This is a genomic window from Paenibacillus sp. sptzw28 (genome assembly GCF_019550795.1).
Classification (GTDB): Bacteria; Bacillota; Bacilli; order Paenibacillales; family Paenibacillaceae; genus Paenibacillus_Z.
The window spans coordinates 5,505,167-5,531,511 of sequence record NZ_CP080545.1; the positions used below are offsets into that span (position 1 = coordinate 5,505,167).

Below are 26,345 nucleotides of genomic sequence, written 5' to 3' on the forward strand. Positions count from 1 at the left end.
CAAACCATTTAGGGAGGATTCATATGAACAAGTATGCTGGAAAGAAAGCCGTCGTCACAGGTGGTACCCATGGTATGGGGCTCGCGATTGTCAAGGCGCTTTTGGAAGGAGGGGCCGAAGTCGTGTTCACCGGCCGCAACGAGAAAAAAATCGAAGAGGCTCGGTCATATCTCAAGACAGAGGCGGCGCATGCCGTGCGCTCCGACGCGGCGAACATGGCCGACATTGACGCGCTCGGTGTCCTCGCCCAGGAGAAGCTGGGCCGCATCGACTACGTTTTTGTCAATCACGGCATCGCAGAAATTAACCTGCTTGAGCAGGTGACCGAGGCATCCTGGGATCGGCACTTTAATATCAACACCAAAGGCGCGTTCTTCACGATTCAGCGCCTTGCCCCACTAATTAATGACGGTGGTGCGATTGTCTTCACAACGGTTGCCAATGATAAGATTTTCCCCGGTATAAGCGCATATTCCGGATCTAAGGAAGCAGTAGGAGCTATCGCTCAGGTGCTCGCTTCCGAGTTCCTGACAAGGAAGATCCGAGTGAATTCCGTTGCCCCCGGCTACATTGATACCCCGACAATGGGCGTTCCAGGCTTGACAGAAGAAGAACGGGCCGAGTTTATGAAGCAGGGCGACGAGATTACTCCTCTCAAGAGGCACGGCTCGGTCGAGGAAGTCGCTGCAGCCGCCCTGTTCCTGGCCGCCGATGCGACCTTCACCACCGGTGTCGAGTTTCCTGTTGACGGTGGATTTGCACAAGGCCTATAGTAACATCAAGCTCCGTTTTGGACGAAGCTTGCAGAAAGAGCCGAGTGTCAAAAAACTACAAAGGAGCGAACCTTCTTAAATACGAAGGTTCGCTCCTTTTTCTATACACGGGTAGAACCAACACTTGACGGATTCATACGCTTTTAAGCTCCCTTATGAGAGCCAGTTGGGCGGCATGTAACTCCACATCATCGTCATCCGTTAGGTGAATTATGAGTCTGTAAAATAGATTGTGTAAACTCCTAAACCCATTACAATGGAAGTAGAAGAAAGGTTGGGGAGAACACATGGGATTATGGACGAAGCAGCAACTCCGGCAGTTCATCAAGGAGAATAAGTTGGTCTCTGCGCAGGATGCACAAAATGCGTTGAAAGAGCTGTTTGCCGAAACGCTGCAGGAGATGCTGGAAGCCGAGATGGATGAACATCTGGGCTATGAGAAGCACGATATGCAGAACAAACAGACAACCAACAGTCGTAATGGCAAGAGTAAGAAAACCATCGTAAGTGAGTATGGTGATCAGGAGATCGCCGTTCCCCGTGACCGGCAAGGGGAATTTGAACCCCCTCGTGGTGAAGAAGCACCAGTCTAATGTGACCGGCATTGAAGACCAGATTATCGCCCTCTATGCCAAAGGTGTCAGCACGCGTGAGATTCAGGATCACCTGCAAAATCTGTATGGGATCGAGGTCTCTCCCACCTTTATTTCTAACGTGACCAACAAGATCATTCCCTTGATTAAAGAATGGCAGAACCGGCCGCTCCAAGGCGTGTACGCGGTTGTCTTCCTGGATGCCATACACTTCAAGGTGAAGCAAGATGGCGCTATTGTAAACAAAGCCGCCTACATGGTAATCGGCATCGACCTGGATGGCAACAAGGATGTACTGGGCATGTGGATTGGTGAGCATGAATCCGCCAAGTTCTGGCTTAATGTTCTAAACGACCTGAAGAACCGGGGCGTGCATGATATCCTTATCATCTGTGTCGATAATCTGACCGGTTTCAGCCAAGCCATTCAGGCTTGTTACGCGAAAACGGATATTCAGAAGTGTATCATCCACCAGATCCGCAACTCCACCCGTTACGTCTCTTACAAGGATCTAAAGAAGGTAACAGCTGACCTGAAGCCGATTTACAAAGCAGCGACGGAAGAAATGGCACTCGTCGAACTCGATCGCTTCGAGGAAACCTGGGGGAATAAGTACCCGCTCATCATTCGCTCTTGGCGCAATAACTGGGATGAGCTGGCCACCTTCTTCAAGTACCCACCCGAAATCCGCAAGCTCATTTACACCACCAACATCATCGAGAGTTACCACCGCCAACTTCGCAAAGTGACGAAGGGAAAAAGCATCTTCCCGACGGATGAATCCTTGTTGAAAATGCTTTATCTGGCCACCATGGATGTTACGCGTAAATGGACAGGCCGCGTTCAAAACTGGGGTCAAATGCTGCTGCAGCTCTCCGTTTTCTATCCGGACCGCATCGGACAGCATCTGCGATAAAATTTCCCCCTCGGGGGAAAGCACGAAAAGAGTTTACACAAAAGATTTGACAGACCCTGAATTATCGCAATGGCTTTCTTGTATTTTCTCTATAATTTCACTAACACAATGTTCAATATCCTTATTCGAGCAATCAAGAGTATTATCACTATACTTATTGTACAGAGGAACTCTTTCCTCATAAACGTCCTTAAGGCTATTTCCTTTCTTGATTACAATGCCTCTGGTTGTTATGTTTGTTATGTTTGTTAGTCTCCTTTTAATTTCTTCATATGGCACATGTAAATAAATGATCTGTCCACCACGTTTAAGGACATTCATAGCTTTTTCTGAATATATAACACTTCCACCTGTAGATATAATGCAGTTTTTTAGTTGCAACTCAGACAAGATTTTTTCTTCGACTTCCATAAATTTTTCAATACCATCATTATCAATTATATCTTGTAACAATCTACCTTCATGTTGTTGTATAACAATATCTGTATCCACGTAATCCATTCCTAAAGCTTTTGCAAGGATCACACCTAATGTGCTTTTACCAGCTCCGGACATGCCTATAAGAACTATATTCATATTCATCCCCACTCTTCCGTTGAACTCATGCCACCCCGCATAACGTTCGTATACGTCCTACCCTCGGCGTCCACTGCTTAGTTGTTCTATTTGATTGGCGAATTGATTTTCTCTCCTAGTTCCTCTGCTTGCTTCAAAAAAGAATCCATACTTGCACTTATTGAGATATTTAACCCCAATCCTACGTGACGAAGTGTTTTCCGCAGCTCTTCAAAATTCTTTTTATCCTCTCCGGTTAAATCAACGAAACTATACAATTCATCACTGGGATATTGATTTAATTTGGCGTACAAATTATTAAGAATTTCATTATCCCTTTTAGAAAATGTTCCTAATTGTTCGCCAGTAGTCATTCCAAGCCAAATTCCGTTCAATACATCTCCTAATTCAGTTGTAACCAAGTTGGGTTCAGACCAATTACTATCACTTTGGTTGGCAATTAAACCTTCCAATTCTACTAAATTATGTTGCACTTCTTTAACAAGAATCTGCTCTTTAACAAAGTTCATCTGCTCTTTAACAGAGTTCATCTAATGATTCCCCAAGCTACAATCACGATAAGTAATATATTCAAACTTATTGAAATTCCGAATAACAACTTTCTTTTTTCACCCAATTTCATTCCCCCTTTACGAATAATACTTTTTCATCAGTACCTCCTATTTCCCACCTTAGTCCACTGCTCATTGGTTTAATCTACCAATAGACACCCGTTGAAGAAACTTCCTATAATGAGCGTGTAACCCCAGGCAATAGTCTAATGATGCAGGAACTCATGATTCACCTTGCGAATCCTGAAAAAAGAAAAAGGCTGTTTTAAACAGCCCTCGTTTCTTATTTTCCACATGGTTTTTAACACTGGAGGATTACTCATGAATAAAATATTATTGTTTGTGTTTGTTGCCGTATTATTGACAGCTTGTGGTGATATGTCTGACAAAGAAATATCACAAGCGTTAACAAAAGAGGGTATCAAGGTCCAATATGGGGATGAGTGGACTCAAGAATATTACGACTTTGTCTTGAATGATAGAGCAAGGTTAGGTGTATATATTGAAAAAGATAAAAAGGCGCTAAATAAAAGAAAAACCCGGTTAGAACACAATGTAGAGGAAAAACAAAGTAACCGTAAGCTTTACACAGTTAATGAAAGGTATCTATTTGTGTATACCCCTCCGAAACAACCAGATGAGGAATTGGACAAAAAAGTATCTACGGTTATAACTACTTTAAATGAATAATGTTTCCACACTTTCACATTTATCCTTCAAACAGTAGGTATGACTGGACTATTCTCTCGGCAGCTTAGAAATCCAAGTCATTATTGTTAAAAGATGCTCTGCGTAATGCTGATAAGTATTGTTTCCGAGCGCTCCATCAACCGTGTCCCCAAGCAACCGGGTGAATTCCCCAAATGGATCAAATTCAGATTCCGGCAATTCCTCTACGACCATAACAATCTGCCTAAAGGAGGCATCCCATGCCTGAATGATTTGGTCAAGAGATTGGTCACGTCGAACTGCAACAGCCTGCTCGTTGAAAATATTTATGTCGGTATCCTCAGGCTCGTAGTGCTTTCCTGCAAGCGCATAACGAATTTCAGTCAAGGCGAACTGTTCATGAGCAATAAAATGCGAGATAACCTCTTTTATGCTCCACTTACCGTTCACGCCTGATGTTTCCATCTGCTCGGGCGTAAGCCGCTTGATACCTTCATTAAAATCTTCATATCCATTATGAAGCCGACGCAAAAGTTCACCCTTACCCACAAAGTCATCCATTACAATCCCCCCAATAGATTGCTCAACGCTCTACGTCAATACCTACTCTAATTGTAACGTACTTCTATTGGGGGAGAACTATTATATTTAATCAACCCATTGGACAACTTGATCGATTGGACGTCTTGTCTTGGGACGTGGCTCCTGCAAACGATAACCAAATGCAACCATACATGAGACACCCAGACGGTTCAGATCGATCAGGCCGTTCTCGGCCAAAATCCGCTCTAGACCTTCCTTGTTGAACCCTTCGATCGGACAGGAGTCAATGCCGATCTGCGCGGCTGCGGTCATCATGTTGCCCAGTGCAATGTAGGTCTGTCTGCTCGCCCACTCAAACATCGCCCTCTCATTGTCGATGAGCGCAAAATCTGTTTGCAGAAAATTGTTGTAAAAGGCGGTTAGGTACTTGACCGTTTCTTCCGGCATACCTTTCACATTGTTCATAATCATCCGGGTGTATTCGGAATCGGCCACCATCTCCGATTTCTTCCTCGACAGCATAATGATGTAGTGGCTGCAGGTCGGGAGCTGCTTTCTTGCTCCCTCGGCGTAAGGAATCAACTGCTCGCGGAGCTGAGGATTTTGAAGCACGATGAACTGCCAGGGCTCAAAGCCGAACGAACTGGGCGACAGCCTTCCGGTTTCAAGAATAAATTCGAAATCGTCATCGCTTATTTTTTTGGTACTGTCAAATTCTTTACACGCGTGTCTGAATCGGTAGGCCGCCAATATTTGTTCTTTGTCCATTTTCCCACTCCTCATTTTTATAGCCCGATGAACGGCAATTTTATTTCCATATTCAAGTATATTCTATATACTTTAGATTAGTAAGTAAATGCGCACCACTGAATCAATATATTAATTTCACTAAATAATTGCACAAAAGCAACCTAACAGAACTGGACAAGAACTTATACCCGTAGCCGGAAGCGCAATGAGTTTTGATTAATAAATTACATTTTTTCATCGGCGGAGGTGGTTCAGGTGCATTTTATAATCGTTATTTTACTTCTAATAATTATTATAATCCTTCTTAGAATTAACTCAAAATTACCTGGGCGTGATTTGGTAAAGGAAGCCACGGATAGGTACTTCAAACAAAAGGAGGAAGAAATGAAGAAGGAACAACAAGGAGAATTATGACGCTAACGAAGAACGACAATTCAGTGCATATCCCAGGGCAGGATTGCGCGGCAGTTGAGGGGAGTAGACTTTGGAAAAGCAATGGACCTATGAATTCCAATAAAAACGAAAAAAGCGAGGATTCTACTAAGTCTGGCGATGACCCTGTTTGTACTTTTCATGCTATGGTTTTTTAGAATACCCATCGCCGCGACTGACATTACGGAAAATGAAGTAAAGGTATCAGGAAACACCTTGATTTCCATGGTACATTTAAAGATGAGATTACTCGTTATAAAGGTTACTCTTTACGGACCAATAGTTCAGGTGAAGTAATAATTAAATTATATGGTGGTTTTATTGGCGGCTCGCGAGACATACATATCGAGACCAAGGCTCTGAAGAACATCCGAACGGTTTACTTATATACGTCAAGAGAAGTTAGGGCTAATAAAATATGGCACTTCGGCGATCCCGAGGGAAATATTCATTCCATCTTTGCGATGAATCCTTCGTAAAGTTGCTATAAGGGGATCCGACTCCTGATCCCCACACTGCCAGTGGAGAGATGGGGATTTGTACGTAAAGGGAATAGCGGAAGAAAGCCTTGTGGGATAAGGCTTTTTCTATTTTGAATTTCTACGTTCGAATGTGCCGCGGCGCTCGAAAATGAAAAGGTGTGACCAAAACGCCTTTTTAATTGCTCACTTATCTAGCAAAAATTCTTTTGATTTTTTTCTTCAAGTTCTTTGAAATTCTACTTTTTCTTCTATTTTTCTTTATCAGCATTTCTTTAAACATCATCATTATCCCAAAAAAAGTGATTGACACAAGAACTAATAAAAGCGCATAAGTGATGTTCCACCATTGGGGCACCCATTCAAGAGGAACAATTAAACGTGCAATGGTAAAATAAAAAATAACCGCACTTATCCAAAATACAAATACTGACAAGTGGTAAACAATTTTAAATATACTTGATAGTACAACAAAGAAGGGATTGTTAAATGTATCACTGATAAATTGCTTGTGATCCTCATAAATAGTATCATGAGCATTCCAGTATTCATCTTCAATCATAGGGTAAAGCCCATTTATTTTCTCTAACAGTTCCAGTTCATTGACTCTACTCTCCTCTTCTTTGTACTTAAAGTAAACTCTCCTAAGATTATGAAAGTAGTCCAATATAAACGATGAAGCTATTAATCGAATTTTTGAATCCTTACCCGCATACTCCTGAACAAAAGTATCAATCAACTTTAATTTCTCGCTCTTCTCTTCAGTTGCTACAATAAGTGACAATTGCTCAAACATTGGGGAATAGATTTCGTTGTAGCTTGAACTTAACTCTTTTAGAAATGCTTCTCTTTTTTTGGAACGATGATTAAATTGATAACCTATATATGCCGTCACCAATGCAATAATGATGACTGACAAATCAACACCCCAAATTTTCATTATTAACTCCAATCTGCCGCCGAATTTATTTCTGCAATGTGTCTAACATCAACATTTGCATTCTGTAATATTTGATATAGTGAAGAAATGTTTTGATTGAATTGAGGTCGCAGTTGAACATCCCCAAAACGCAGTATTTCTCTTGAAGCACTAAAGGTAAAAAAACATTGTTGCTTTGCTCTGGACAATACAACAAAGAATGCACACATATCGGCTGCTCGATGTGTTTGAAAACTCCAAAATGCATCGTCTTCTAACCCCAGAAATATTACAGTATCATATTCTAATCCCTTGCTCTTATGGATTGTCATTATAGGTACACTAAACAACCCTACAAAATCAGATATAGCGTCACCCCAGTTTAAATATTTTAAATAAGCTGTCGTAAGTTTCCCAATTGTATTATCGATTAATTCTGTGAAGAATACACCACTAGCATACTTAGGGTACAGACGAAAATACTTTTCCGTCTCTATAAAGGAAAAAATACCCTTAATAATTCTTTCAATCTTTTTTTTACAGTTATTTTCGTCATTGGCCACTTGAAGGAATTCAAGTCTTATCTGTTGGATAAGTTCATCTAGTTCCGATTCCTTTATTAATATTTTTGCATGATCATGCTCTGGATCAAAACCTTGTATAAAAGACAAAATTTCTGATATTCGTACCCATGAATCGTGGTTCGTTCCTGTTGTAGCTAGTGCAAGAAAATCAATAACTAGCTGTACGCATTCTTCTGCAAGCAAATCTTGATATTCTTTTTCAATTCGAGTCTGAACGCCGTGCTTTCCTAACTCCTCAATTACATTCCGGGCATAGATATGTTCTTGTTGCTTTACAATTATACAAATCTCTCGCGGAGTAACATTTTCTTGCCGGATTCTTTTTGCTATATTTGATGCTACATAAATAGCTTCGTCTAAATGAGTCTGAAAATCCCAAACCTCGCACATCCCCTCTAGATCACGATGTTTGCTGGAAACCGTGGCATCCGTAGCATTTTCATTTATAATCTTTGCCATAACATTTTGAATTTCGATTAATCTTGGAGCAGACCTATGATTATGTGTTAACTCTATTTGAATGGCATTAAAATCATATTTAAACTGTTCAAAAGAATCGGAAAGTGCGCCGGCCCACCCCATGATTCTCTGTTTATCATCCCCTACACTCGATAATATTGTCGAAGATTCTAAGAAAATTGTTTTTACTAATTCATATTGAAGATAAGTCGTGTCTTGAAATTCATCCAAAAAAACGTGACTATATGTAACCTGAAGCGCCTTTTTGATCAATGGATTTAGTTTGAGCAAATAATCAGCAAGTTTTGAAATCATAGGAAACGTCAACGAACTTGGAAACCCATTCCTTCCATGAATCATAACATTCCAAAGTCTTACCAAAATCCACGTATAGATATCTTCTCCATTATCATAGATTGGAAGAACGTCCTCGGTTAAGCGTCTGTATAAAAGATTAAAGTTAATCTCGTGCTGCCAATTAGGCTGATTAGGATGGCGCTCAATGATATAACCAGTAGCTATTTCTCGAATATCCCTATTTGAAATTACAATATTATAGTGTTTTGTTGGACGATAAGCATCTGGTAGACCTAATCTAAAGTGATCTAATAATTGTTTAGAAAACGAATCAAACGTCCTTGATTCGAACCTTGCAGCTAGTTCTTTTCCGCACCGCAATTCTACCCTTTTTTTTAAGTTTTCCGCCGCGTCTTTCTTAAAACTAATAGCCAAGATTTTTTGCGGATTTGGGCATAAATTTGTTTGTAATAAAAAGCAAGCACGTTGTGCTAACAGCTCAGTTTTCCCCGCTCCTGGCCCTGCTAAAATAAGATTATTAAGTTCAGATTTAACTGCAATCTCTGCTGCTGGTTCTAGTGTAATTCCTTCAGATGGACTCCAGTTATCTAGTTTAATATATGACATGGTCTTAAACTTCCTTTTGGAGTATTTCTTTTACTCTCGTAACTAACCTACAAAAATTATCAGGAATGAACATTATTAAATCATCATCGTCCAATTCTATCAGAGCTTCAATGTGTGTGCTCGGTTTACTTCGCCCAAGAAATAGCGTATTGTACCAAACCATAAGTTCATGTTGTTCTTCTGTATATGTATAACCTGTTGCCTTCTCATTCTTTAATGCCGCAATAATGCCGCCTTTAATTTTATCTGCATATTTATCTGGATGCTGGGTACGATCAGGAATGCTGGGCCCTCTAGGTACTGTTTCCTTATAGGCATAAGGAAATGTTTCGAGCATAAGAAAATCTAAGTCTAAAGGTGCTGAGTAGAAGACATTATATTTATCTTCCATCAGTCTATGAAGCCATAATTTATTCATCGAATTTTCTACCCAATCAGGAGTCATTGAATATTCATCCATTTCTTCTATTTGGTCATCAGAAAGGATTTCTTCTCTTTGTCCATACCAAACTTTTAATAATTCTTCGCGGCTGCGACCGTTGAGTAATAACTGTTTAATTGCATACTTAATTCTGCTCCAACCGCCACCGCCTCGTTCACGATCTAAATCTAATAAGGTGATATGTGGAATACTCAGCTCATTAAGTAATTTCCACATATGGTTAACATGTCTCCCCCCCAGAGGGACAATCGATATTCCATTATCATCAGGATGTATTCCATTAGCTGTAAGTATTCTGGGAATTACGATCTCTTCTGAATCCCCCTCACCCAAAATTACCAATCTTGAAAAATAAATTTCAGGGTATGCCCTTACAGCTTCCTTAATGTATGTATAAGCATCTGATGTCTTACTAGGCAAAATCACTTTCTTTACTATTGTTGTACAACTCATCTGATCAATTCTCAAGTGAGTTAATTTTTCTGGATCGATCCGTTTAATAATTGAAGCGCTGTGTGAAGTTAAAACAACCTGAGCATTTGACTTATTAGAAATATCCCTTAGGTTCTCCATTATTCGTCCCAGAAGATGAGGAGATATGTGATTCTCCGGCTCTTCTACTGCGAGAACAGTAAGAGAAGCACCCGATTTCCCAGTAACTTTTATTTCTGCTTCAAGTAAGGACGACACCAACGAAAGATAAAATAGAGATCGAAGGCCATCCCCCAGTTTTTCTACGCTATATTCGCCTAGATCATGTGTTGGAGAAAAAGACACTTCAATTTTCTTAAGAATAGAAGCCAATGTAGAACTGCTAAATTGTAATTTTGCATCTTGATAACGAGCATCCTTGTGGTATTTTTTCCATTCCTCTCCGATGACACTTCTTATTTGCGAAACCCCATCAATGCCGTCAAATAATTCATTTACAGGTTCCATTTTTGTTTTAATGGAGTCATTTATGTCTTCCGGCCAAGAAATATTATTCAAAATCCTCCAAAGTATTGTGCCCGATGCATTTCTTAGTTGCGCAGATGGCTCTCTTACTGCAGGAACATATATGACTTGTATTGTTGATCGTTGATGAGGAGTAACTGGAATTAGATCCTCTTCTGTTTCATCAATACCTTCAGCTACAGTAACAAAATATAACTTCTGTTCGATTTCGCCTTCAGGAGTATTATCAGCAGTCCACTTTGCAATTAATCTAACACGTAGATAAGGTGCTTCAGCAGTAGCACGAACAACGAGTTGATTTATAAATGGAGGAATACTAGCTCGGCTCAAGGGTCTGTCAAATCTTTTGTGTAAACTCTTTTCGTGCTTTCCCCCGAGGGGGAAATTTTATCGCAGATGCTGTCCGATGCGGTCCGGATAGAAAACGGAGAGCTGCAGCAGCATTTGACCCCAGTTTTGAACGCGGCCTGTCCATTTACGCGTAACATCCATGGTGGCCAGATAAAGCATTTTCAACAAGGATTCATCCGTCGGGAAGATGCTTTTTCCCTTCGTCACTTTGCGAAGTTGGCGGTGGTAACTCTCGATGATGTTGGTGGTGTAAATGAGCTTGCGGATTTCGGGTGGGTACTTGAAGAAGGTGGCCAGCTCATCCCAGTTATTGCGCCAAGAGCGAATGATGAGCGGGTACTTATTCCCCCAGGTTTCCTCGAAGCGATCGAGTTCGACGAGTGCCATTTCTTCCGTCGCTGCTTTGTAAATCGGCTTCAGGTCAGCTGTTACCTTCTTCAGATCCTTGTAAGAGACGTAACGGGTGGAGTTGCGGATCTGGTGGATGATACACTTCTGAATATCCGTTTTCGCGTAACAAGCCTGAATGGCTTGGCTGAAGCCGGTCAGATTATCGACACAGATGATAAGGATATCATGCACGCCCCGGTTCTTCAGGTCGTTTAGAACATTAAGCCAGAACTTGGCGGATTCATGCTCACCAATCCACATGCCCAGTACATCCTTGTTGCCATCCAGGTCGATGCCGATTACCATGTAGGCGGCTTTATTGACAATGGCACCATCTTGCTTCACCTTGAAGTGTATGGCATCCAGGAAGACAACCGCGTACACGCCTTGGAGCGGCCGGTTCTGCCATTCTTTAATCAAGGGAATGATCTTGTTGGTCACGTTAGAAATAAAGGTGGGAGAGACCTCAATCCCATACAGATTTTGCAGATGATCCTGAATCTCACGCGTGCTGACACCTTTGGCATAAAGGGCAATAATCTGATCTTCAATGCCGGTCACATTAGACTGGTGCTTCTTCACCACCAGGGGTTCAAATTCCCCTTGCCGGTCACGGGGAACGGCGATCTCCTGATCACCGTACTCGCTTACGATGGTTTTCTTACTCTTGCCATTACGACTGTTGGTCGTCTGCTTGTTCTGCATGTCGTGCTTCTCATAGCCCAGATGTTCATCCATCTCGGCTTCCAGCATCTCCTGCAGCGTTTCGGCAAACAGCTCTTTCAACGCATTCTGTGCATCCTGCGCCGAGACCAATTTATTCTCCTTGATGAACTGCCGGAGTTGCTGTTTCGTCCATAATCCCATGTGTTCTCCCCAACCTTTCTTCTACTTCCATTGTAATAGGTTTAGGAGTTTACACAATCTATTTTACAGACTCCGGCTCAAAGCAACCTGATTAGTGTCCACTAACTCTGGAAAGTCAATCCGGGCTTCAATTGAAAGTTGTAGTTCTTTTATGGTTTCTACTTTGACTTGTTTAGGGATATGAAAATCTGACTTTTCTAAGGTTCGTTCGTGCGAAGTCACACCAAAAAGTTTAACTAAACCATGTATTAAGGCAGTTTTGCCTGCGGAGTTTTCTCCAACGAAACCGGAAAGCTTATTCAATGTTATTGTTGTACCCTCATTACCAAAACTTCTGAAGTTTATCAAATGCAGCTTTGAAATTTGCATAGCAATTTCCCTTTCTGTCGTTCACTTTTATTATCCAGTTACGCAATGTCTACTTCATTTCTTGAGCATAGATAAATCATTAGGGAATCGCTTCAACGAGAGTAAACTTTATTATTTGTTTGAAATTACCCCCAACTCAATCCCAGAAGTTTCTTTCAAGAAATTCTCAGTAACGCCCAGTAATTGCAAGATATCCTCAGAAGGATTAGCTTTGGATAAGCTCGGTTGAACTATATATATCTTAAATTGCATAGGCATCTTCTTCTTTGCAAAGCCTAAAACTCTCTCCAGATCATCCATAGTACCTTTTTCAAGTCTTGAACTTTCGACACCAATTTTCTTTTTTGGTTCGCGTCTTAACAAATGCGTCATAAATTCCTGCGCTTCTTTTTGCTTCCACACGCACGACTTTTGAGCCTGTCCACATACTTCATAAAAATTATCAATGCGATTACTGACTACTCCTCCTTTGGCAAACTTCAAGTGATAAAGTTCAACATAAATCACATCGTCTTGAACCTTAATTGTAATAATGTCTGCAATTTCCCCACTATAATCGTCATCATATATAATTTCATAGTCCTTATTTTTCAAATAATCTATCACCTGATACTGAATAGAGTCCGCTATTTTAGGTGTTACTCCTTGTGACTCTTTGCTTAAATCGGCCCTTGACCAATCAAAAGTAATGATTTTCTCAGAAGGGTATAATCCTATTCTTTTCTTCAATTTAATATAGTCATTTCCAGTAAGTGATGATCCGTCTGCGAACCAAATCGTTGGAGGATACTCATCAAAAAAATCGATTACGCTTCTTCTCTTTGACCCATAAATCACTTCTACTTTTTCTTTGCTAACTTGATGTATTTTATAATTAGGAAATTTTACATCAGTATTATCCAAAATATCTTCGAATAAATGAAGTTTAAAAATCACATTGCCATCCTCAGTATTTAAAGAGAAAAGTAAATCTCCATCTTGTGTTGGTTTAAACAAACTAATCTCAGATGTTGATAAATTATATTCAGTACCGTTGATTATGAAGGCGTATTTAATTTCATTGTATTGCAAGATATCCGAATCTAATTCAATCCAGACTGGAAATAAATATGGTCTATCTATTATTTTTTCAGGGATCAATGTTTCTTTCAGAATAATATTCGGATCAAGCTCGTTATTCACCAATTTCTCCCCAACATTCATGCACCATTCTTTAAACTCTAATAAGTCTCCTTCTTTCTTCGTCCATATTCTTCCCTTATATGAGCATCCAATGTTAGTCTTGTTCCCATTTTCGTATCCAGCACCTACAACAAATGCCTTTTGGCCATTTTGTCTTTCAGCTAAGGAAAGTGCCTCGCCAACATCGCTGCCTACACTCATTCTAAATCTGATATCCCTGCCTAGAAAAAGTTTTAGACCAACGTTTTGAAGTCTAATCCGATTAATCCCATGTAAAGCTTTAAATACATTCATGTGGTTAATCAGTTGTACTTCTTTCCCAATTACTGCTTTTGCCAGGTCTTTGTACAAACTGCCGTTATCAGAACTGTTAATAAATAAAAGACTATTCTTTTCATCCCAAAACATTACAATGATATCCCAATTTAAATTATAGATATCTTTATGATTAATCCAATCAGGATATAGGCTCTTTGCAAATACAAAGATAGCAATATTTTCATTCCTATTAACGTCAAAAAATTTATACTCAATTTGATTGTATGCTTGAATTCCTTTGTGAAAATTATTTGGGTCCCATGTGTGCCTGTGACCCTTATAAACCACTGTACTGAGCTTAGGACGTATGTTTTGAAAAGGGATCTTTGAACTATTCAACTTAGTGAATCCATCCATTAGCTCCCTATATTTAATTTCATTATCTATTTTCAAATGACTTATATCAGACAATATCTTATTCCAATCGGCATCCCTAGCATATAACTCCACAAGTTCTTCTGTAACATTTAAGTCAGCGATATTTGCAATAAATGAGGCCTTCCCTAATTGTTCATCATATTTAGTTCTTGTAAACCTACCAGTAAACTGCAACGTTACTGGAAGACTTTTTCTAATATCATGAAAAGCAGCTATTTTGAGTTCAGGCAAATCAAAGCCTTCTCCCAACATATCTACACAAACAATAATTTTATGTTCTCTATTAATGATGGACTGATAGATTTCTCTTTTATTCGGAATCGTAGAATGAATAAGAACTGGATTATGCTTCGTGAAGTTTTTATATATTTCAAAAATTAAACTCGCTTTCTCTTTAGTCGCACACCTAGCCATTAATATGTGTGGAAGACCCCTTTCATGATCCTCCTCTAATCTGTGAACGGCTGCTTGTGCAATTGTTAAGTCAGCTCTAGTTGAGTCATAGTCTCTTACGGGTATAAACTCAATCTCTTTAAAATATCCGTCTTCTTGGGCTTTTAAAAGTGGAAAGTTAAAGATAATCTTTCCGTCCAATCTTTTCCCATCATTCCTAAATGGAGTAGCTGTGAAAAAAACTATCTTTTCATTATTAAAGCTTAAACGAAATTTTTCCCACGATTGCGCTTTTACATGGTGCGCCTCATCTATAAATACATGTGAAATTAGTTTAGACATTTCTGCTTGCTGTTCTTTAGAACTGTCAGCTAATAAAGGCATTGTGGATACAACTACATTGCATTTCTCAAAAAAATGACGCAACTCTTCAACTGTTTTAAAATGCTCTTTAACAACCCCAACAATCGGGAAGAGAGCAGACTCGCCTACTACTCCAAATCTTTTCAACAACCCTAAGGATAGAAATTTCTCTGATATTTGCTCACGTAACGAATCACTAGGTACAGTAATTAGTAATTTGCTACACCTATAAGCGACTAGAGCTGAGAGCATTGTTTCTGTTTTTCCAGTCCCAGTAGGCATTACAACCGTTGCAATATTCAACGGAAGTTGAAAATGTCCCATAATCATATGCAAGGCACCTAGTTGCGGTTTTCTTAAACCATATATGTTTTTACTGATATCTTCTAATTTATAATCAAATTGATCGTTCCACGATTCTATAATTTCAGTTGTCTCATATGCCTCTGAACTTCGCGGATGTTTTAACCATTTATCTAATTTTAATGATCCATCATTTATATTAGTTTCAGTAGGTAGCTGCTTTGATAAGATGACGTAATCATAAGGAGTGATGTTATTTGAGGATTTGTTAGTAATACAATACCTTTGTTCTGAGTCTTCAAGTACAATCATATTTGAATCAATAGAAAATAATCTCGGTTGTATTTTCTTTGGCGAAACAAGAATTTGTTTAATGATATTCTTTTTCCCTTTCTCCTTCAGAAGAACTCGCTCTAGAGCAGGTAATGTAAGTTCTATCAAATTTTCCAACTCCTTTTGAGAAGATTGCGGAATTTTATCCAAGCACACTAATATACTATATTAACTACATTTTCGACATCTTCCGCCATTTCCCTTTTTTGGAACCAATAAAACAAGCCTATTACACTATTGAAATTCGAATAATCAAGAAAGAGGTTTTCATATTATACCCCTGATACCTATACAGATAGGTAGTCCTCGCGAGAGGCAACGAAAAGGCTGGACACATTCATACTTGTCCAGCCTTTTTGTACCCGTCAATATAATTAGGAGGTAGATTTTATGAACAATCGCAATGAGGAGTTGAAAAAACTGATTTCAGAATGTTTACGCGAACGTCCCGACAGCTATCCTATCCAGCAACTACTCAACCAGTTTCCGACTACAGCACAACTAATAGACGTAACTAAGCAGCAACTCATAAGCATAAAAGGAATCGGCATGGGTAAAGCTCGTCAGTTGACGGCCCTGTTAAGGCTTGCTAAGAACCTGACCATTCCAACTTATGAGCAAACAACAATACGGAGCCCTAAAGACGCATTTGACTTACTTGAACCTGAACTCAGGTATGCAACGAAAGAACATTTCATTTGCTTATTTTTGAATACAATGAACAGAGTGATCTTTAAAGAAATCATCTCGATAGGCTCTCTCAACGCTGCAATCGTTCATCCAAGGGAAGTATTTCGCGCGGCGATTAAACGTTGCAGTGCCTCGCTCATATGCGCACATAACCATCCGAGCGGAGACCCTAATCCCTCTTACAAACCGGCTGGCGAGAGCAGGCGAAATTGTGGGCATAGAAGTACTAGATCACCTCATAATCGGAGGAAACACCTTCGTTAGCCTAAAAGAAAAAGGCTTTTTAAAGTTGCCTTCGTTGTATGCGTCTTTTTCGGGAATATATATAGCCATAAAATCTGGATGATTATTCACGATATCGTATCTCCGGATACGTAGTTTCATCATCTGCCCGCTAAAATCACTTGAACCTAACAAAGTAATGCTCTATAGAGTAATTGCTTCAACAATAAATTAATCGCTAATTGGGTAATAAGCTACTGTCGATTTACATTAGAAGGTTTGGAAGCTGTGGAATCTTCCAACCAATAGGAAGCGTGACAGGGTTTATGCCCGTTTTTTTTATTTGTTTTAGAGCCTCATTAAATCGCTTTGTTCATCTTCATAATCATCTCTAGCTTTCCAAACAGACCTTTTTTGATTGATTAATTCGAGAACCTCAATCATACGCTGTCGAACCTTCCATTTGTAATCGGATTCGCCGATTATAAATCTTGCTTCTTGCAATGTATAGTAATCCTCGTATCCCACCGTTCTCTCATAGTACGAGAGTAGTACCTTTTCCGATAGTTCTTCACTAGAAAAATCCAACAGTGATTTGCCTTTGATACTATAATAACCCTTTAAGTTATTCACATTCCTTTTTTTACACTGCACTTTGAGACGGATAATATCCTCGGCCTCATGTCCTTCAGGAAAGTCATCACCAAAGACCTCGGCTATCTGGAACCTCTTATTATAAAAATTGATTATTACCGATTTATTTTCAAGATGGAGAGCATTCTTGTACGGCTCTTTTCGTTTAGTAATCGGATTATCCTTCAGAACCAATTCAAAAGATTTCGGTATGTCAGAGCGACGGATTAGTTCCATATACCAATTCATGTATGGTGTTCGAATATTAATACAGTAGTCAATATGGTCTAACTTATATCGCGATATGTCATCAAATATGAACGGACTAATTATTCTAATGCCTTTAAGCTCATTCCTTTTAGCAGCACGTATCTGTTTATAAATACGTTCAGGGGGGCAAGCAATTTTTCAAACATTTTTACGATCACTGGATAATCCTCATAAGCGCTAACCTGTACGTACTCATTTCTTTTGCACAGTCGCTTTGGATTTAGTCTTACCTCAATCACTTTATAAACGTATTTTTGATTATCTCTCGTATAATGATAGTCCTTCAAGTACATTAAAAGCCCCTTGTCTTTAAAAAGCCAAAATTCAGTCCAAGAAACATCTTCCCATTTTTTAGGGTAAAATTTTGCTTTCATTTCCTTTGAGTAAGCTTCCAATGCCTCAAACAATGCTCCGGCTGTATAAAAGTCAATTGGTATTGTTAAAAGTACGGTATGGTATCCAATTTTGGAAACTTGCTGCTGGATCATATTATGAGGACAATGATTGGTCATCTGCACCAAATCAGGCAAACCCCTTAAGCCTCGAAATTTACTTCGTACTTCTATAGATTGATCAAGAAAGCAGATGTCCCACGCATCCGCTTCCACGATCTCAGACATACTGTCGCTACACTCATGTTAGCCCAAAATATTAATCCCAAAGTGGTAAAAGAAATTCTTGGCCATTCCGACATTAGAGTAACTCTTGATACGTACTCTCATGTTTTGCCTTCTGTTCATAAGCAGACCGCTACACAATATGGGGAAATGTTATTCGGCTAAAATAAAAAAAACTTTAACAGTTAGCGCTTATTTTGAATTTATACGAAAACCAGTGACTATTTTGCTCAAGGTTATATTGTATTTTCTTCGGATATAACTCAAAAAAATACTCTCTGTGACCAAACGTGTGACCACGCCCTCAAATCATCATTATCTAGGCATATAATAAAGCCTTTAAACACTCGAAAATCCTTGTGTTTAAAGGCTTTTTTTGTTATGGAGCCTAGGGGGATCGAACCCCTGACCTCATCGCTGCCAGCGATGCGCTCTCCCGCCGTTACCGGGTTTCACTACTACAAGGTGGTTCACCTTGCATCGGATGAATGAAACGTACTTTGTTTAAATCCTTCCAAGAATACGGTAAGAACCTTCATAGCTTCATCCAACGCATTCGACCGCGAGGATTCATTGGCAAGCCAAAGAGCCGTCTCGTTCAAGCCGCCCGAAATAAAATGGGTCAAGGCATCAAGGGGAGCCGTCCGAAAGTATCCCTGGCTCTGCATGATTTCCAGCTGCCCCCTCAATAATCGCATCGAATGGATTTTGTCCATTTCTCTCCAAACATCCCAACCTAGAATCGCCGGGCCGTCAATCAGCATAATACGTCTGTTTCGCTCTTCAACGGCTGCCATAATGAACGCACGGCAGCCCAGGTAGAGCTGCTGCCACACATCTTCGCTTGTCGATGCCTCCAGCTCCACCTTTTCGGCTACTTCCCGTTGGACATCTTCAAGCACGATTCGAAACAGTTCTTTCTTGTTGCGAAAATGGTGATAGACCGCTCCCCGCGTTAAATTCGCTTCATGAACGATCGATTCCAATGCCGTATCCGCATAACCATTAGAATTAAAATGGGTTCTGGCGATAACTATCAGTTTCCGTATCGTTTCCGTTGTCTCAGCTTTGCTTTTTCTCATAACCGGCAAGTTCTCCATTCATATAACAATCGCGTCCCTAAAACCTACAATTCCTTAATCATGGCGAGAGCATCTTGATCACCGGATCAGCCATCCAGTTCATAGTGAGCTGTTTGTAATCCCTCGTCAAATCATTCAAATGATTGGCCACAGACCTTCTAACATAACCGGAACAGTCATCCAGCAATGGCTTGATTTCAAAGGCATATTCGATCCCATGTCAGTATCCCCTTATTTCCATACCTCTTCGACATATTGGCTGCTGAAATCATTCGACGGAGGAATGACGGTAATGACATCGATCAATATCCCGTTGGGATCGGAAGTGATGAAATGACGTTGTCCGAAATCTTCGCTCCGGATATCCAGTACCACGGGAAGCTCGGCATTTCCAATGAGCCTTTCGTATTCAGCATCGACATCGTCCACTTCGAAATTGAGGATCAGCCCTCTTGTCTTCGTCCTGTATGCGTTCGGAATAGTCGGGTGAGCGGCATCGAGAACAGCCAACTCGAACGGGATATCAGTGCCGGACTTTTTCAAGCTGGTATACCAGTCGGCCTCAAACACCTTTTCAAATCCAAAGTGCTCCGTGTAAAATGTGGCAGTGGCGGCAACTTGGTCTGTTAAAATAACGGGATAAAAACTGGACACTTTCATGAATGAAAACCACCCTTCGGTAATGATAACTCAATCTTAACATACATACTGTATGTTTGTAAATGGAGCTCAACAAGCTGCCGATTTCAATACAATTGTTCCATCCTTCGAGAAAAACAATAAAACACGCCAATTCGGCGTGTTCGTTGTTATGTATGGTGGAGCCTGGGGGATCATCCGGTTATCCTAACACTCCATTTTTGTAAGACGTATTTTTTAATCTGCTTTACAATTTCGAATGGTTGAATAGAGGTGGTATCGATTGTTGGCATTGGCGGATTATATGCGGTTTCCGCGTTGTCGAGAAGCCACTGAGCAAATTTTTCATGTTCCTTTAGCATTTCATCCGTCCACATTGCCTTATCCTCTCGATTAAGAAGACGATTATTACGGGTTGTGTCGTTGCAATGTAAGTTGATGAAGTAAACTTCGCTGAAACAATTGTAAACATCACATTTCTGCGCGTCCCAAGGCATAAACGTACCGCAAATAATCGTCCCTCTTCCGGATTTAGATACAAAGTTGGCGAAATGGAGCAATATATTAAATCTGTCCTGATACTCCAATTTAGCAGCCGTGGTTCCAAAATTATCAATATCCGTACTAAATATATCAAAATCCGGCATTTGAACTCGCAGTTCCTGCATCACAGTTGTTTTACCTACACCGCTTGCTCCCGTGATAATAAATAGCGGTAATTTTTGCTCCATAGTAGTACCTCCAATTGATGAACGATTACATCCATTTTATTGCAATCAACAGGTTATGGTAAGGTAAAATTTATTTATAACCATTATGGGCGGATTGGTAATATTATTTCTTCATTATGATTAAAAATCACCCTGTATGCTTCAATTAATGGCATCATTTCTACGATTTCCGCTTCTGTTAACTCACTGGTATTTACATGAAAGTTTCCGCTGTATTCAACTTCTTCACCAGCATCCACTCTCTTCACCTCTTCGGTAGGTTTAATTTTAGCAAGTAATATACTTTTGGCTTTTTCGGTTAAAACAGGTTCAATTGTATGGATTTTAAAAGATCGGCTTGTTGGATTATCAAAGGTTACTGAATAATAAACCAGCCCGTCTTTAACCGGGAACTGACCGACTTGCTCGCCAGTGCCTCCGATATAGAACAGTGTCGGCCCTTCGTCCGATCGGTCTGAAGATGCCTTAATAAGTATAATTACAATTCCAAGAGCTATAAGCAAAAAACCCAGGTACTTTTGCTTTATTAGCATTGGTTTCTTGTGATGTGGCATTAGCTTATCTCCCATGATTTTTTAGCTACATAATACCACATATTGGAACTGCTCGCCCGGTTATTTACCGCCGCAGGCGTCTAAACCTCACACATCCTTGAGTGATCGTCCACTTCTCATCCCCTCGCAAAGTGACGCAGCTGTTGTGCGGGATCAACGCAAGATGTTACAATGTCGTGGCAATGGTGAACTCTTATTTGGAGGGAGAAGAACTATGCCTAGAGTAATTAATAAAGACACACAGCTTTGCATGTCGCTGGCGGGCAGGCCGGGAAATTTCGGCACCCGCTTTCATAATTACCTGTACAATGAGTTAAATCTTAACTTTGTCTACAAAGCGTTTACCACGAATGATTTGCAGTCGGCGATCGGCGGTATAAGGTCTCTTGGGATTCGCGGATGTGCGATTTCCATGCCTTTCAAGGAAGCTTGCATCCCACTACTTGACGAGATGGATGAATCTGCGGCCGCCATCCAGTCCGTGAATACGATTGTTAACGATAACGGCCGGCTTCGCGCCTATAACACAGATTATATTGCGGTCTCGAATTTGCTCGATCTGCATCAAGTGCCACGCGATGCCGTATTTGCCCTGCGAGGCAGCGGCGGTATGGCGAAAGCGGTTTTGTGCGCGCTTCGCGACGCCGGGTTTCGCACAGGTTTCGTCATTGCCAGAAACGAAGCCGCCGGACGTGCGCTGGCGCAGACCTATGATTATGAGTGGAAAGAAGATATGGGATCCATGCATCCCGATCTGCTCGTGAATGTTACGCCTATCGGTATGGCAGGAGGCCCCGAGTCAGACGAGCTTGCCTTCGATCCCGAAGTTATCGCGAAAGCCGGGACCATATTCGATGTGGTCGCACTTCCTCCCGAAACACCGCTCATCCGTCAGGCAAGGGCACTGGAGAAGAAGGTCATAACGGGGGCGGAAGTCAGCGCTATTCAGGCGCTGGAGCAGTTCGTCCTTTATACCGGCGTTCGCCCGGATGAGGAGCAGGTCAAGCGGGCAGCCGAGTTCGCCCGGTCATAATATCTTTCATGCGGCCGGCTTCCCCAGCCCGAAGTAGTAAAACATACTTTGCCGTTAGATCACCAAAAAAATACGGGGGCCCGTCAAAGGCCCCCGTTAAACTATTTTAATCCCCGGTATAACGAATTAAGAAGATCATGATTGTCCGTATCTTGACTTAAATCCCAAATCATAGCTCCCGCAAGGCCTTGTTGTTTAATATATGCCGCCTTGTAACCGATCGATTCCGGATCATCGTAGCTTATGAAGCTGCTTCCGTTATACAGGTAAGGAACCTTGGCGCTTCCCTGGACAAACCGCGTGTAGCCCTGTCCGATATACTTGGAAACAATCTGTGAATAGCTGACGGCCTTTCCTCCGCTGAAGCTCTGATATAACCCATTATTAACATTCGAAACTTTGTCGAATTTGTAACCGTAGAATGGAACACCCACGACAAGCTTTCCTGCAGGCACGCCTTTGCTCCGGTACAACCGAAGCGCATTATGGACGCTTACTGCAGCTGATCCGCTATTCGGATCGCTGTACAGAGGTGCGTTCAGGCCGGTCTTCGAATCCCACGTCCCGCGCAAATCATAGGTCATGATATTGATGTGGTCGACAACCCGCTGCAGCTTTGACAGCTCTATATGATTGACATAGTCTGGACCCGCAGCACCGGCAAAGCTAAGCAGATATTTCTTCCCGTCCTTCGCTCCCTGCGCATTCAATTTGCTGCGAAGCTTCTGCATCAGATAGGTAAAATTCTGCTTGTCCTGCGGCCTCTTCACATTACCTTCGGCCCCGCCTGCAACCGGGTATTCCCAGTCGATATCGACGCCGTCAAACCCGTATTTGACAATGAATGCCACGCAGCTGTCGGCGAATGCCGAACGAGATGCATCCGTGAGCGCAGCATCGGAAAATTTACCGGACCACGACCAGCCCCCTACCGAAATGAATGTTTTCAGATGCGGATAACGCTTCTTTAATTTCAATAGTTGATTGAAATTGCCATGGAACGGGTCGCTTGGCGAATCATTCGGGAATATTTGTTCAGTATCAGCATGCGGGTCGCCGAGGGCGATTTTCAGATCAGGGCCAATATTCGCAAAAGCATAATTGATATGCGTCAGCTTACTTCCGTCGATCTGAGCCGCTTGTTTGCCGCTGTATGCTGACCATCCCGCGTAATAACCGATGATTTTTTTGCGCTGGGCGGACGATACAGCCTTAGTCTTTACCCTTACCGGATTGCCGGCTACAGATAATATGTCTGAGGTAACGCTGGCTTTAGCGATTGAAGAGTATGTATTGACCGGGGGTAATCCTGAATCGTTATAATTCGCAGCCTCCGGTGTTGGAGCGGCCGGAGCTTTAAAATCTTTCGAAGCGGCAAAAACGCTAACCGAGATTGAAATCAATAGAAGCGAGAGTATGAACAAATGCCTTCGTCGAACCGTTCTTTTCCATAATGTAGCCTTTGTTTTCACAATAATACCTCCGTGATGTAGTATCCTGCTGTAATTGCGCGCGAAACTTCTAAATAACATCCTCTCATTATATCAGCCATTAATAGATGATGAATCAGGTATCTTTTCCCTATGAAATAATAGGAAAGGATTCTGGTTGACCGTCTAATTTGGAGTCGAAGGTAAACGCTTTCAAACAGCTAAATGATGGAGAGCAGAGCCCCTTTCGCTGGAGACAAGCTGGTAATTTCGGAATCGGGATCCCATCGAACTGATATACGGAGTTTTCCGAAGCAATTTATGGAGGCGGTATAGAGCGGACTGGTTATTTTCAAGGAGTTAAATGCAAAGGATCCACAGGGCAGCAAGCCCTGTGGATCCTTCTTCATTCACATCTGTACTGTTCATAATATGGAGGGATACGTTGGTTGGACGGGTCAGCCCAGCTTCTCAGACTACTTGGCCAGCAAGTCGTTAACCTTCGCTTTCATCGATGATATCGTCGTTCGCTTATACTGAAAGCCAAGCCGGAGTACTTTGATTTGCTGGCTTCGGGATAAACGTTTAAACCTCGGCTCCTGCTTCAAGAAGGAATTGATGATCGACCAGCTGCCTCCAGCCAGTCTGTCCGGTTTGATGTATGGGACCTCGTAGGGAAGCTTTCGCTTCCTGAAACGGTGTATTAGCGAAGCAAGATTCGATAAAGCCTTGCTTTCATCGATAAGACAAGGCGCATATTTTTTATTCGTATGATTCTTGAGATATTTGAAATGATTAATGCCGCTGACAATGACGTAACCGCGCGCCTTCCTGCTTTTTCGGACAATTAATAAGTTCATGCAATCGTGCGCCGCTTTGCGCAGCTCCTTGACGCGCTGCGTTATTCGGGCCGATAAATCCGGCTTGATCTTGCTAAGAGGTATATATTGCACCGTATATCTCACGAGGCGGTTCCCTCCTTCAGGATGAAGCATATATGCAGTGTATGCTGTGCTCCTGTCTTTGGTTAGAGGGGCGCCGCGGGCTGAGACACACCTTATAATCTCCGCCAAGAATTAATGCATAAAAAAGATAGAGAATCAGTGTTATTCTGACGACTCTATCTGTTGACGGAGGACTATTTCATCTCCCCAGATGTCACCTGTTTCCGTAAACCCGATATTCGCATAAAGTTTATATGCGCCAGTATTGTTCTTGTGAACCGTGAGCCTTATTTCCCGGCATTGTGAAAACCGGCCTTTAATATAGTCGATCATCAGGAGTATAGCGGCTTTGCCATATCCTTGTCCCTGATAGCGGGAATCAATAAGAAAACCGTTGATCCAGTACGAATGGCTTGTATGCTCCTCGAATGCATGCATGATAAATCCGATCATGGTATCGCCGTCATAAATGGCAAAAGGAAGATACTGTACCAGGTCGCCATCAGGCTTCACATGAACCTTGGCAAGAGACACAGCAACCGCTGGAACGAATTCGTTTTGGCCATCTTTTACTTTCAAATTGAGAGCATCCAGCCAGTTAGCCCTTGTTATTGGTTCTAAAGTTATGTTCAAGCTGATTAACCCCTCCTATATGCAAATATTTTACGTATTTGAACTACTTCGGAAGTCTGGATATTGACCTAAAATCAGTATACTGGAAATCAGCTTGGTGTGCCTATATCTGCCCTGTATGTGAGAGTGCCAAGTAAATTTGATATTCGCGTTTCTTGATCTTGCATTATGTTACAATTGCAACGAGGTGATCGCTACGAACAAGAAAAGTTATCTCCTGCTTCTCATAATTTCTTGTATTCTTGCATCATGCTCCAGGGCGGATGATATTCCTGAGGCCGATTGGAGCCTTAGTCCGACTTATCAATACAATTCGCAAACCTTGCGTGGGACAACTAAAATGAGTATCATCGATAAACCGTTTATAACCGGTAAACGGCAATTTTACGTCTTTCACCTGTGGGGAGACGAGAAACAGCTCGGCGGGAAAAAGAATTTTAAGCTGGTGGCTTCCCACCAAAATTCAAATGATGAAATAGTCATTGAAGAAAATGTCGCTTTAGCGCTGAAAATTACAGGGGAAAACGTGCAAACTGTACCTGCCGATCGATATATTTTAACTTCTATATCCTTGCCCAAGCAGGGTCTGTGGAGATTTGATGCATACATAGGCAGCAAGTTATGGGAGAGTATGGTTGTAAAAGTGAACGGTCCCCCTAGTTAGGAACCGGCCCCTCGTGTCAGAAGCAGGATCCGAAGCACGAATCTTAAAGCAAAAGAACCCGAACGATTGAAAACTCAATCGTTCGGGTTCTTCACTGTCATGCAGCTTACTCGTATACAGTCTTGAATGCTTCTTCCACTCTTGGCAGAATCGCATCCCATTCCGCATCCGCCTTCTTGCTGATTGTAACGAAATCCCTAATCCCAAATATGTTATCAATACCCTCTATACTGAGCAGGGCACTGGCCAGGGGGTGATCGGTTTTATCGCCGCTTTTCAGGGATGTACTCGCGGGACCCGGGAAGATGGTCTCATTCGTGCTGATCTTGATCGCATTCGGGTTCGGTGTAGGCTGAACATTGATTTCTATTGGCATGTGATCGCTCCTC

The 26,345-nt window shown here is 41.4% G+C and carries 25 protein-coding genes and 2 pseudogenes; 7 read left to right on the forward strand and 20 right to left on the reverse strand.

Translation table 11 applies throughout. The features are described from left to right. The first annotated feature begins 23 nt into the window (after window positions 1–23). Window positions 24–773, forward strand: coding sequence for an SDR family oxidoreductase (locus tag KZ483_RS25585; protein ID WP_220350349.1), 750 nt, complete (start codon window positions 24–26; stop codon window positions 771–773). A 287-nt stretch (window positions 774–1,060) separates the two neighbouring features. Next, a pseudogene (locus KZ483_RS25590) lies at window positions 1,061–2,282 on the forward strand (IS256 family transposase). A gap of 33 nt (window positions 2,283–2,315) precedes the next feature. Here KZ483_RS25590 and KZ483_RS25595 read toward each other — a convergent pair. Continuing rightward, on the reverse strand, window positions 2,316–2,864 hold the full coding sequence (locus KZ483_RS25595) for a shikimate kinase (protein ID WP_258881422.1): 549 nt from the start codon (window positions 2,862–2,864) through the stop codon (window positions 2,316–2,318). Between the two features lie 80 nt (window positions 2,865–2,944). Then, complete coding sequence (locus KZ483_RS25600; protein ID WP_258881423.1) at window positions 2,945–3,388, reverse strand: hypothetical protein; 444 nt, start codon at window positions 3,386–3,388, stop codon at window positions 2,945–2,947. Window positions 3,389–3,730: 342 nt separating this feature from the next. On the opposite strand from KZ483_RS25600, the gene KZ483_RS25605 reads away from it, so the two are divergent. Further along, window positions 3,731–4,099 (forward strand): hypothetical protein, encoded by a 369-nt coding sequence (locus KZ483_RS25605; protein ID WP_220350350.1) that lies wholly within the window; start codon window positions 3,731–3,733, stop codon window positions 4,097–4,099. A 48-nt stretch (window positions 4,100–4,147) separates the two neighbouring features. Here the strand turns inward: KZ483_RS25605 and KZ483_RS25610 are convergent, their stop codons facing one another. The 8 genes from KZ483_RS25610 to KZ483_RS25645 all read right to left on the reverse strand — a co-directional run bounded on the left by KZ483_RS25610 (window position 4,148) and on the right by KZ483_RS25645 (window position 15,964). Further along, window positions 4,148–4,639: a DinB family protein gene (locus KZ483_RS25610; protein ID WP_220350351.1), complete on the reverse strand. Its 492-nt coding sequence runs from the start codon at window positions 4,637–4,639 to the stop codon at window positions 4,148–4,150. A gap of 87 nt (window positions 4,640–4,726) precedes the next feature. Beyond that, window positions 4,727–5,389: an NAD(P)H-dependent oxidoreductase gene (locus KZ483_RS25615; protein ID WP_220350352.1), complete on the reverse strand. Its 663-nt coding sequence runs from the start codon at window positions 5,387–5,389 to the stop codon at window positions 4,727–4,729. A 1,083-nt stretch (window positions 5,390–6,472) separates the two neighbouring features. Then, window positions 6,473–7,222: a YfgM family protein gene (locus tag KZ483_RS25620; protein WP_220350353.1), complete on the reverse strand. Its 750-nt coding sequence runs from the start codon at window positions 7,220–7,222 to the stop codon at window positions 6,473–6,475. A 2-nt stretch (window positions 7,223–7,224) separates the two neighbouring features. After that, window positions 7,225–9,168 (reverse strand): UvrD-helicase domain-containing protein, encoded by a 1,944-nt coding sequence (locus KZ483_RS25625; protein WP_220350354.1) that lies wholly within the window; start codon window positions 9,166–9,168, stop codon window positions 7,225–7,227. Window positions 9,169–9,172: 4 nt separating this feature from the next. Continuing rightward, window positions 9,173–10,897 (reverse strand): ATP-dependent nuclease, encoded by a 1,725-nt coding sequence (locus KZ483_RS25630; protein ID WP_258881424.1) that lies wholly within the window; start codon window positions 10,895–10,897, stop codon window positions 9,173–9,175. A gap of 57 nt (window positions 10,898–10,954) precedes the next feature. Beyond that, window positions 10,955–12,175 carry an IS256 family transposase gene (locus KZ483_RS25635; protein WP_220350355.1) on the reverse strand — a complete coding sequence of 407 codons (1,221 nt, stop codon included), beginning with the start codon at window positions 12,173–12,175 and terminating at the stop codon, window positions 10,955–10,957. Between the two features lie 63 nt (window positions 12,176–12,238). Continuing rightward, window positions 12,239–12,544, reverse strand: a complete 306-nt coding sequence (locus tag KZ483_RS25640) for an AAA family ATPase (protein ID WP_258881425.1) — start codon at window positions 12,542–12,544, stop codon at window positions 12,239–12,241. A 111-nt stretch (window positions 12,545–12,655) separates the two neighbouring features. After that, window positions 12,656–15,964 (reverse strand): DEAD/DEAH box helicase, encoded by a 3,309-nt coding sequence (locus KZ483_RS25645; RefSeq protein WP_258881426.1) that lies wholly within the window; start codon window positions 15,962–15,964, stop codon window positions 12,656–12,658. Between the two features lie 399 nt (window positions 15,965–16,363). Between KZ483_RS25645 and radC the strand changes: the two are divergent. Beyond that, window positions 16,364–16,850: pseudogene (gene radC, locus KZ483_RS25650) on the forward strand (DNA repair protein RadC). A gap of 224 nt (window positions 16,851–17,074) precedes the next feature. Here the strand turns inward: radC and KZ483_RS25655 are convergent. After that, window positions 17,075–17,608 (reverse strand): hypothetical protein, encoded by a 534-nt coding sequence (locus KZ483_RS25655; RefSeq protein WP_220350356.1) that lies wholly within the window; start codon window positions 17,606–17,608, stop codon window positions 17,075–17,077. A gap of 80 nt (window positions 17,609–17,688) precedes the next feature. Then, a complete protein-coding gene (locus tag KZ483_RS25660) occupies window positions 17,689–18,249 on the reverse strand; it encodes a hypothetical protein (protein WP_258881796.1) in 561 nt (186 codons plus the stop codon). Here KZ483_RS25660 and KZ483_RS25665 point away from each other — a divergent pair. Continuing rightward, complete coding sequence (locus tag KZ483_RS25665; RefSeq protein WP_258881427.1) at window positions 18,199–18,411, forward strand: tyrosine-type recombinase/integrase; 213 nt, start codon at window positions 18,199–18,201, stop codon at window positions 18,409–18,411. The two genes, KZ483_RS25660 and KZ483_RS25665, sit on opposite strands and share 51 nt — an antisense overlap. Window positions 18,412–18,716: 305 nt before the next feature. Here KZ483_RS25665 and KZ483_RS25670 read toward each other — a convergent pair whose 3' ends face one another. The 4 genes from KZ483_RS25670 to KZ483_RS25685 form a co-directional block, all read right to left on the reverse strand. After that, complete coding sequence (locus tag KZ483_RS25670; RefSeq protein WP_220350358.1) at window positions 18,717–19,328, reverse strand: TetR/AcrR family transcriptional regulator; 612 nt, start codon at window positions 19,326–19,328, stop codon at window positions 18,717–18,719. Window positions 19,329–19,559: 231 nt separating this feature from the next. After that, on the reverse strand, window positions 19,560–19,988 hold the full coding sequence (locus KZ483_RS25675) for a VOC family protein (RefSeq protein WP_220350359.1): 429 nt from the start codon (window positions 19,986–19,988) through the stop codon (window positions 19,560–19,562). A gap of 173 nt (window positions 19,989–20,161) precedes the next feature. After that, the gene (locus tag KZ483_RS25680; protein WP_220350360.1) at window positions 20,162–20,698 is read right to left on the reverse strand and encodes an AAA family ATPase; all 537 of its coding nucleotides are present in this window, start codon (window positions 20,696–20,698) and stop codon (window positions 20,162–20,164) included. Window positions 20,699–20,781: 83 nt separating this feature from the next. Then, window positions 20,782–21,267 carry a hypothetical protein gene (locus tag KZ483_RS25685; protein WP_220350361.1) on the reverse strand — a complete coding sequence of 162 codons (486 nt, stop codon included), beginning with the start codon at window positions 21,265–21,267 and terminating at the stop codon, window positions 20,782–20,784. A gap of 199 nt (window positions 21,268–21,466) precedes the next feature. Here KZ483_RS25685 and KZ483_RS25690 point away from each other — a divergent pair, with 199 nt between their 5' ends. Continuing rightward, on the forward strand, window positions 21,467–22,285 hold the full coding sequence (locus KZ483_RS25690; RefSeq protein WP_220350362.1) for a shikimate 5-dehydrogenase: 819 nt from the start codon (window positions 21,467–21,469) through the stop codon (window positions 22,283–22,285). Between the two features lie 101 nt (window positions 22,286–22,386). Here KZ483_RS25690 and KZ483_RS25695 read toward each other — a convergent pair whose 3' ends face one another. The 3 genes from KZ483_RS25695 to KZ483_RS25705 all read right to left on the reverse strand — a co-directional run bounded on the left by KZ483_RS25695 (window position 22,387) and on the right by KZ483_RS25705 (window position 25,292). Then, window positions 22,387–23,757: a glycoside hydrolase family 18 protein gene (locus tag KZ483_RS25695; RefSeq protein ID WP_220350363.1), complete on the reverse strand. Its 1,371-nt coding sequence runs from the start codon at window positions 23,755–23,757 to the stop codon at window positions 22,387–22,389. 434 nt (window positions 23,758–24,191) lie between these two features. Further along, a complete protein-coding gene (locus tag KZ483_RS25700; protein WP_220350364.1) occupies window positions 24,192–24,680 on the reverse strand; it encodes a hypothetical protein in 489 nt (162 codons plus the stop codon). A gap of 141 nt (window positions 24,681–24,821) precedes the next feature. After that, window positions 24,822–25,292: a GNAT family N-acetyltransferase gene (locus KZ483_RS25705; RefSeq protein ID WP_220350365.1), complete on the reverse strand. Its 471-nt coding sequence runs from the start codon at window positions 25,290–25,292 to the stop codon at window positions 24,822–24,824. Between the two features lie 340 nt (window positions 25,293–25,632). Here KZ483_RS25705 and KZ483_RS25710 point away from each other — a divergent pair, with 340 nt between their 5' ends. Beyond that, window positions 25,633–25,956, forward strand: a complete 324-nt coding sequence (locus KZ483_RS25710; RefSeq protein WP_220350366.1) for a hypothetical protein — start codon at window positions 25,633–25,635, stop codon at window positions 25,954–25,956. A gap of 106 nt (window positions 25,957–26,062) precedes the next feature. Here the strand turns inward: KZ483_RS25710 and KZ483_RS25715 are convergent, their stop codons facing one another. Continuing rightward, entirely contained in the window at window positions 26,063–26,332 is a 270-nt protein-coding gene (locus KZ483_RS25715) for a NifU N-terminal domain-containing protein (RefSeq protein WP_220350367.1), read from the reverse strand. Window positions 26,333–26,345: the final 13 nt, after the last annotated feature.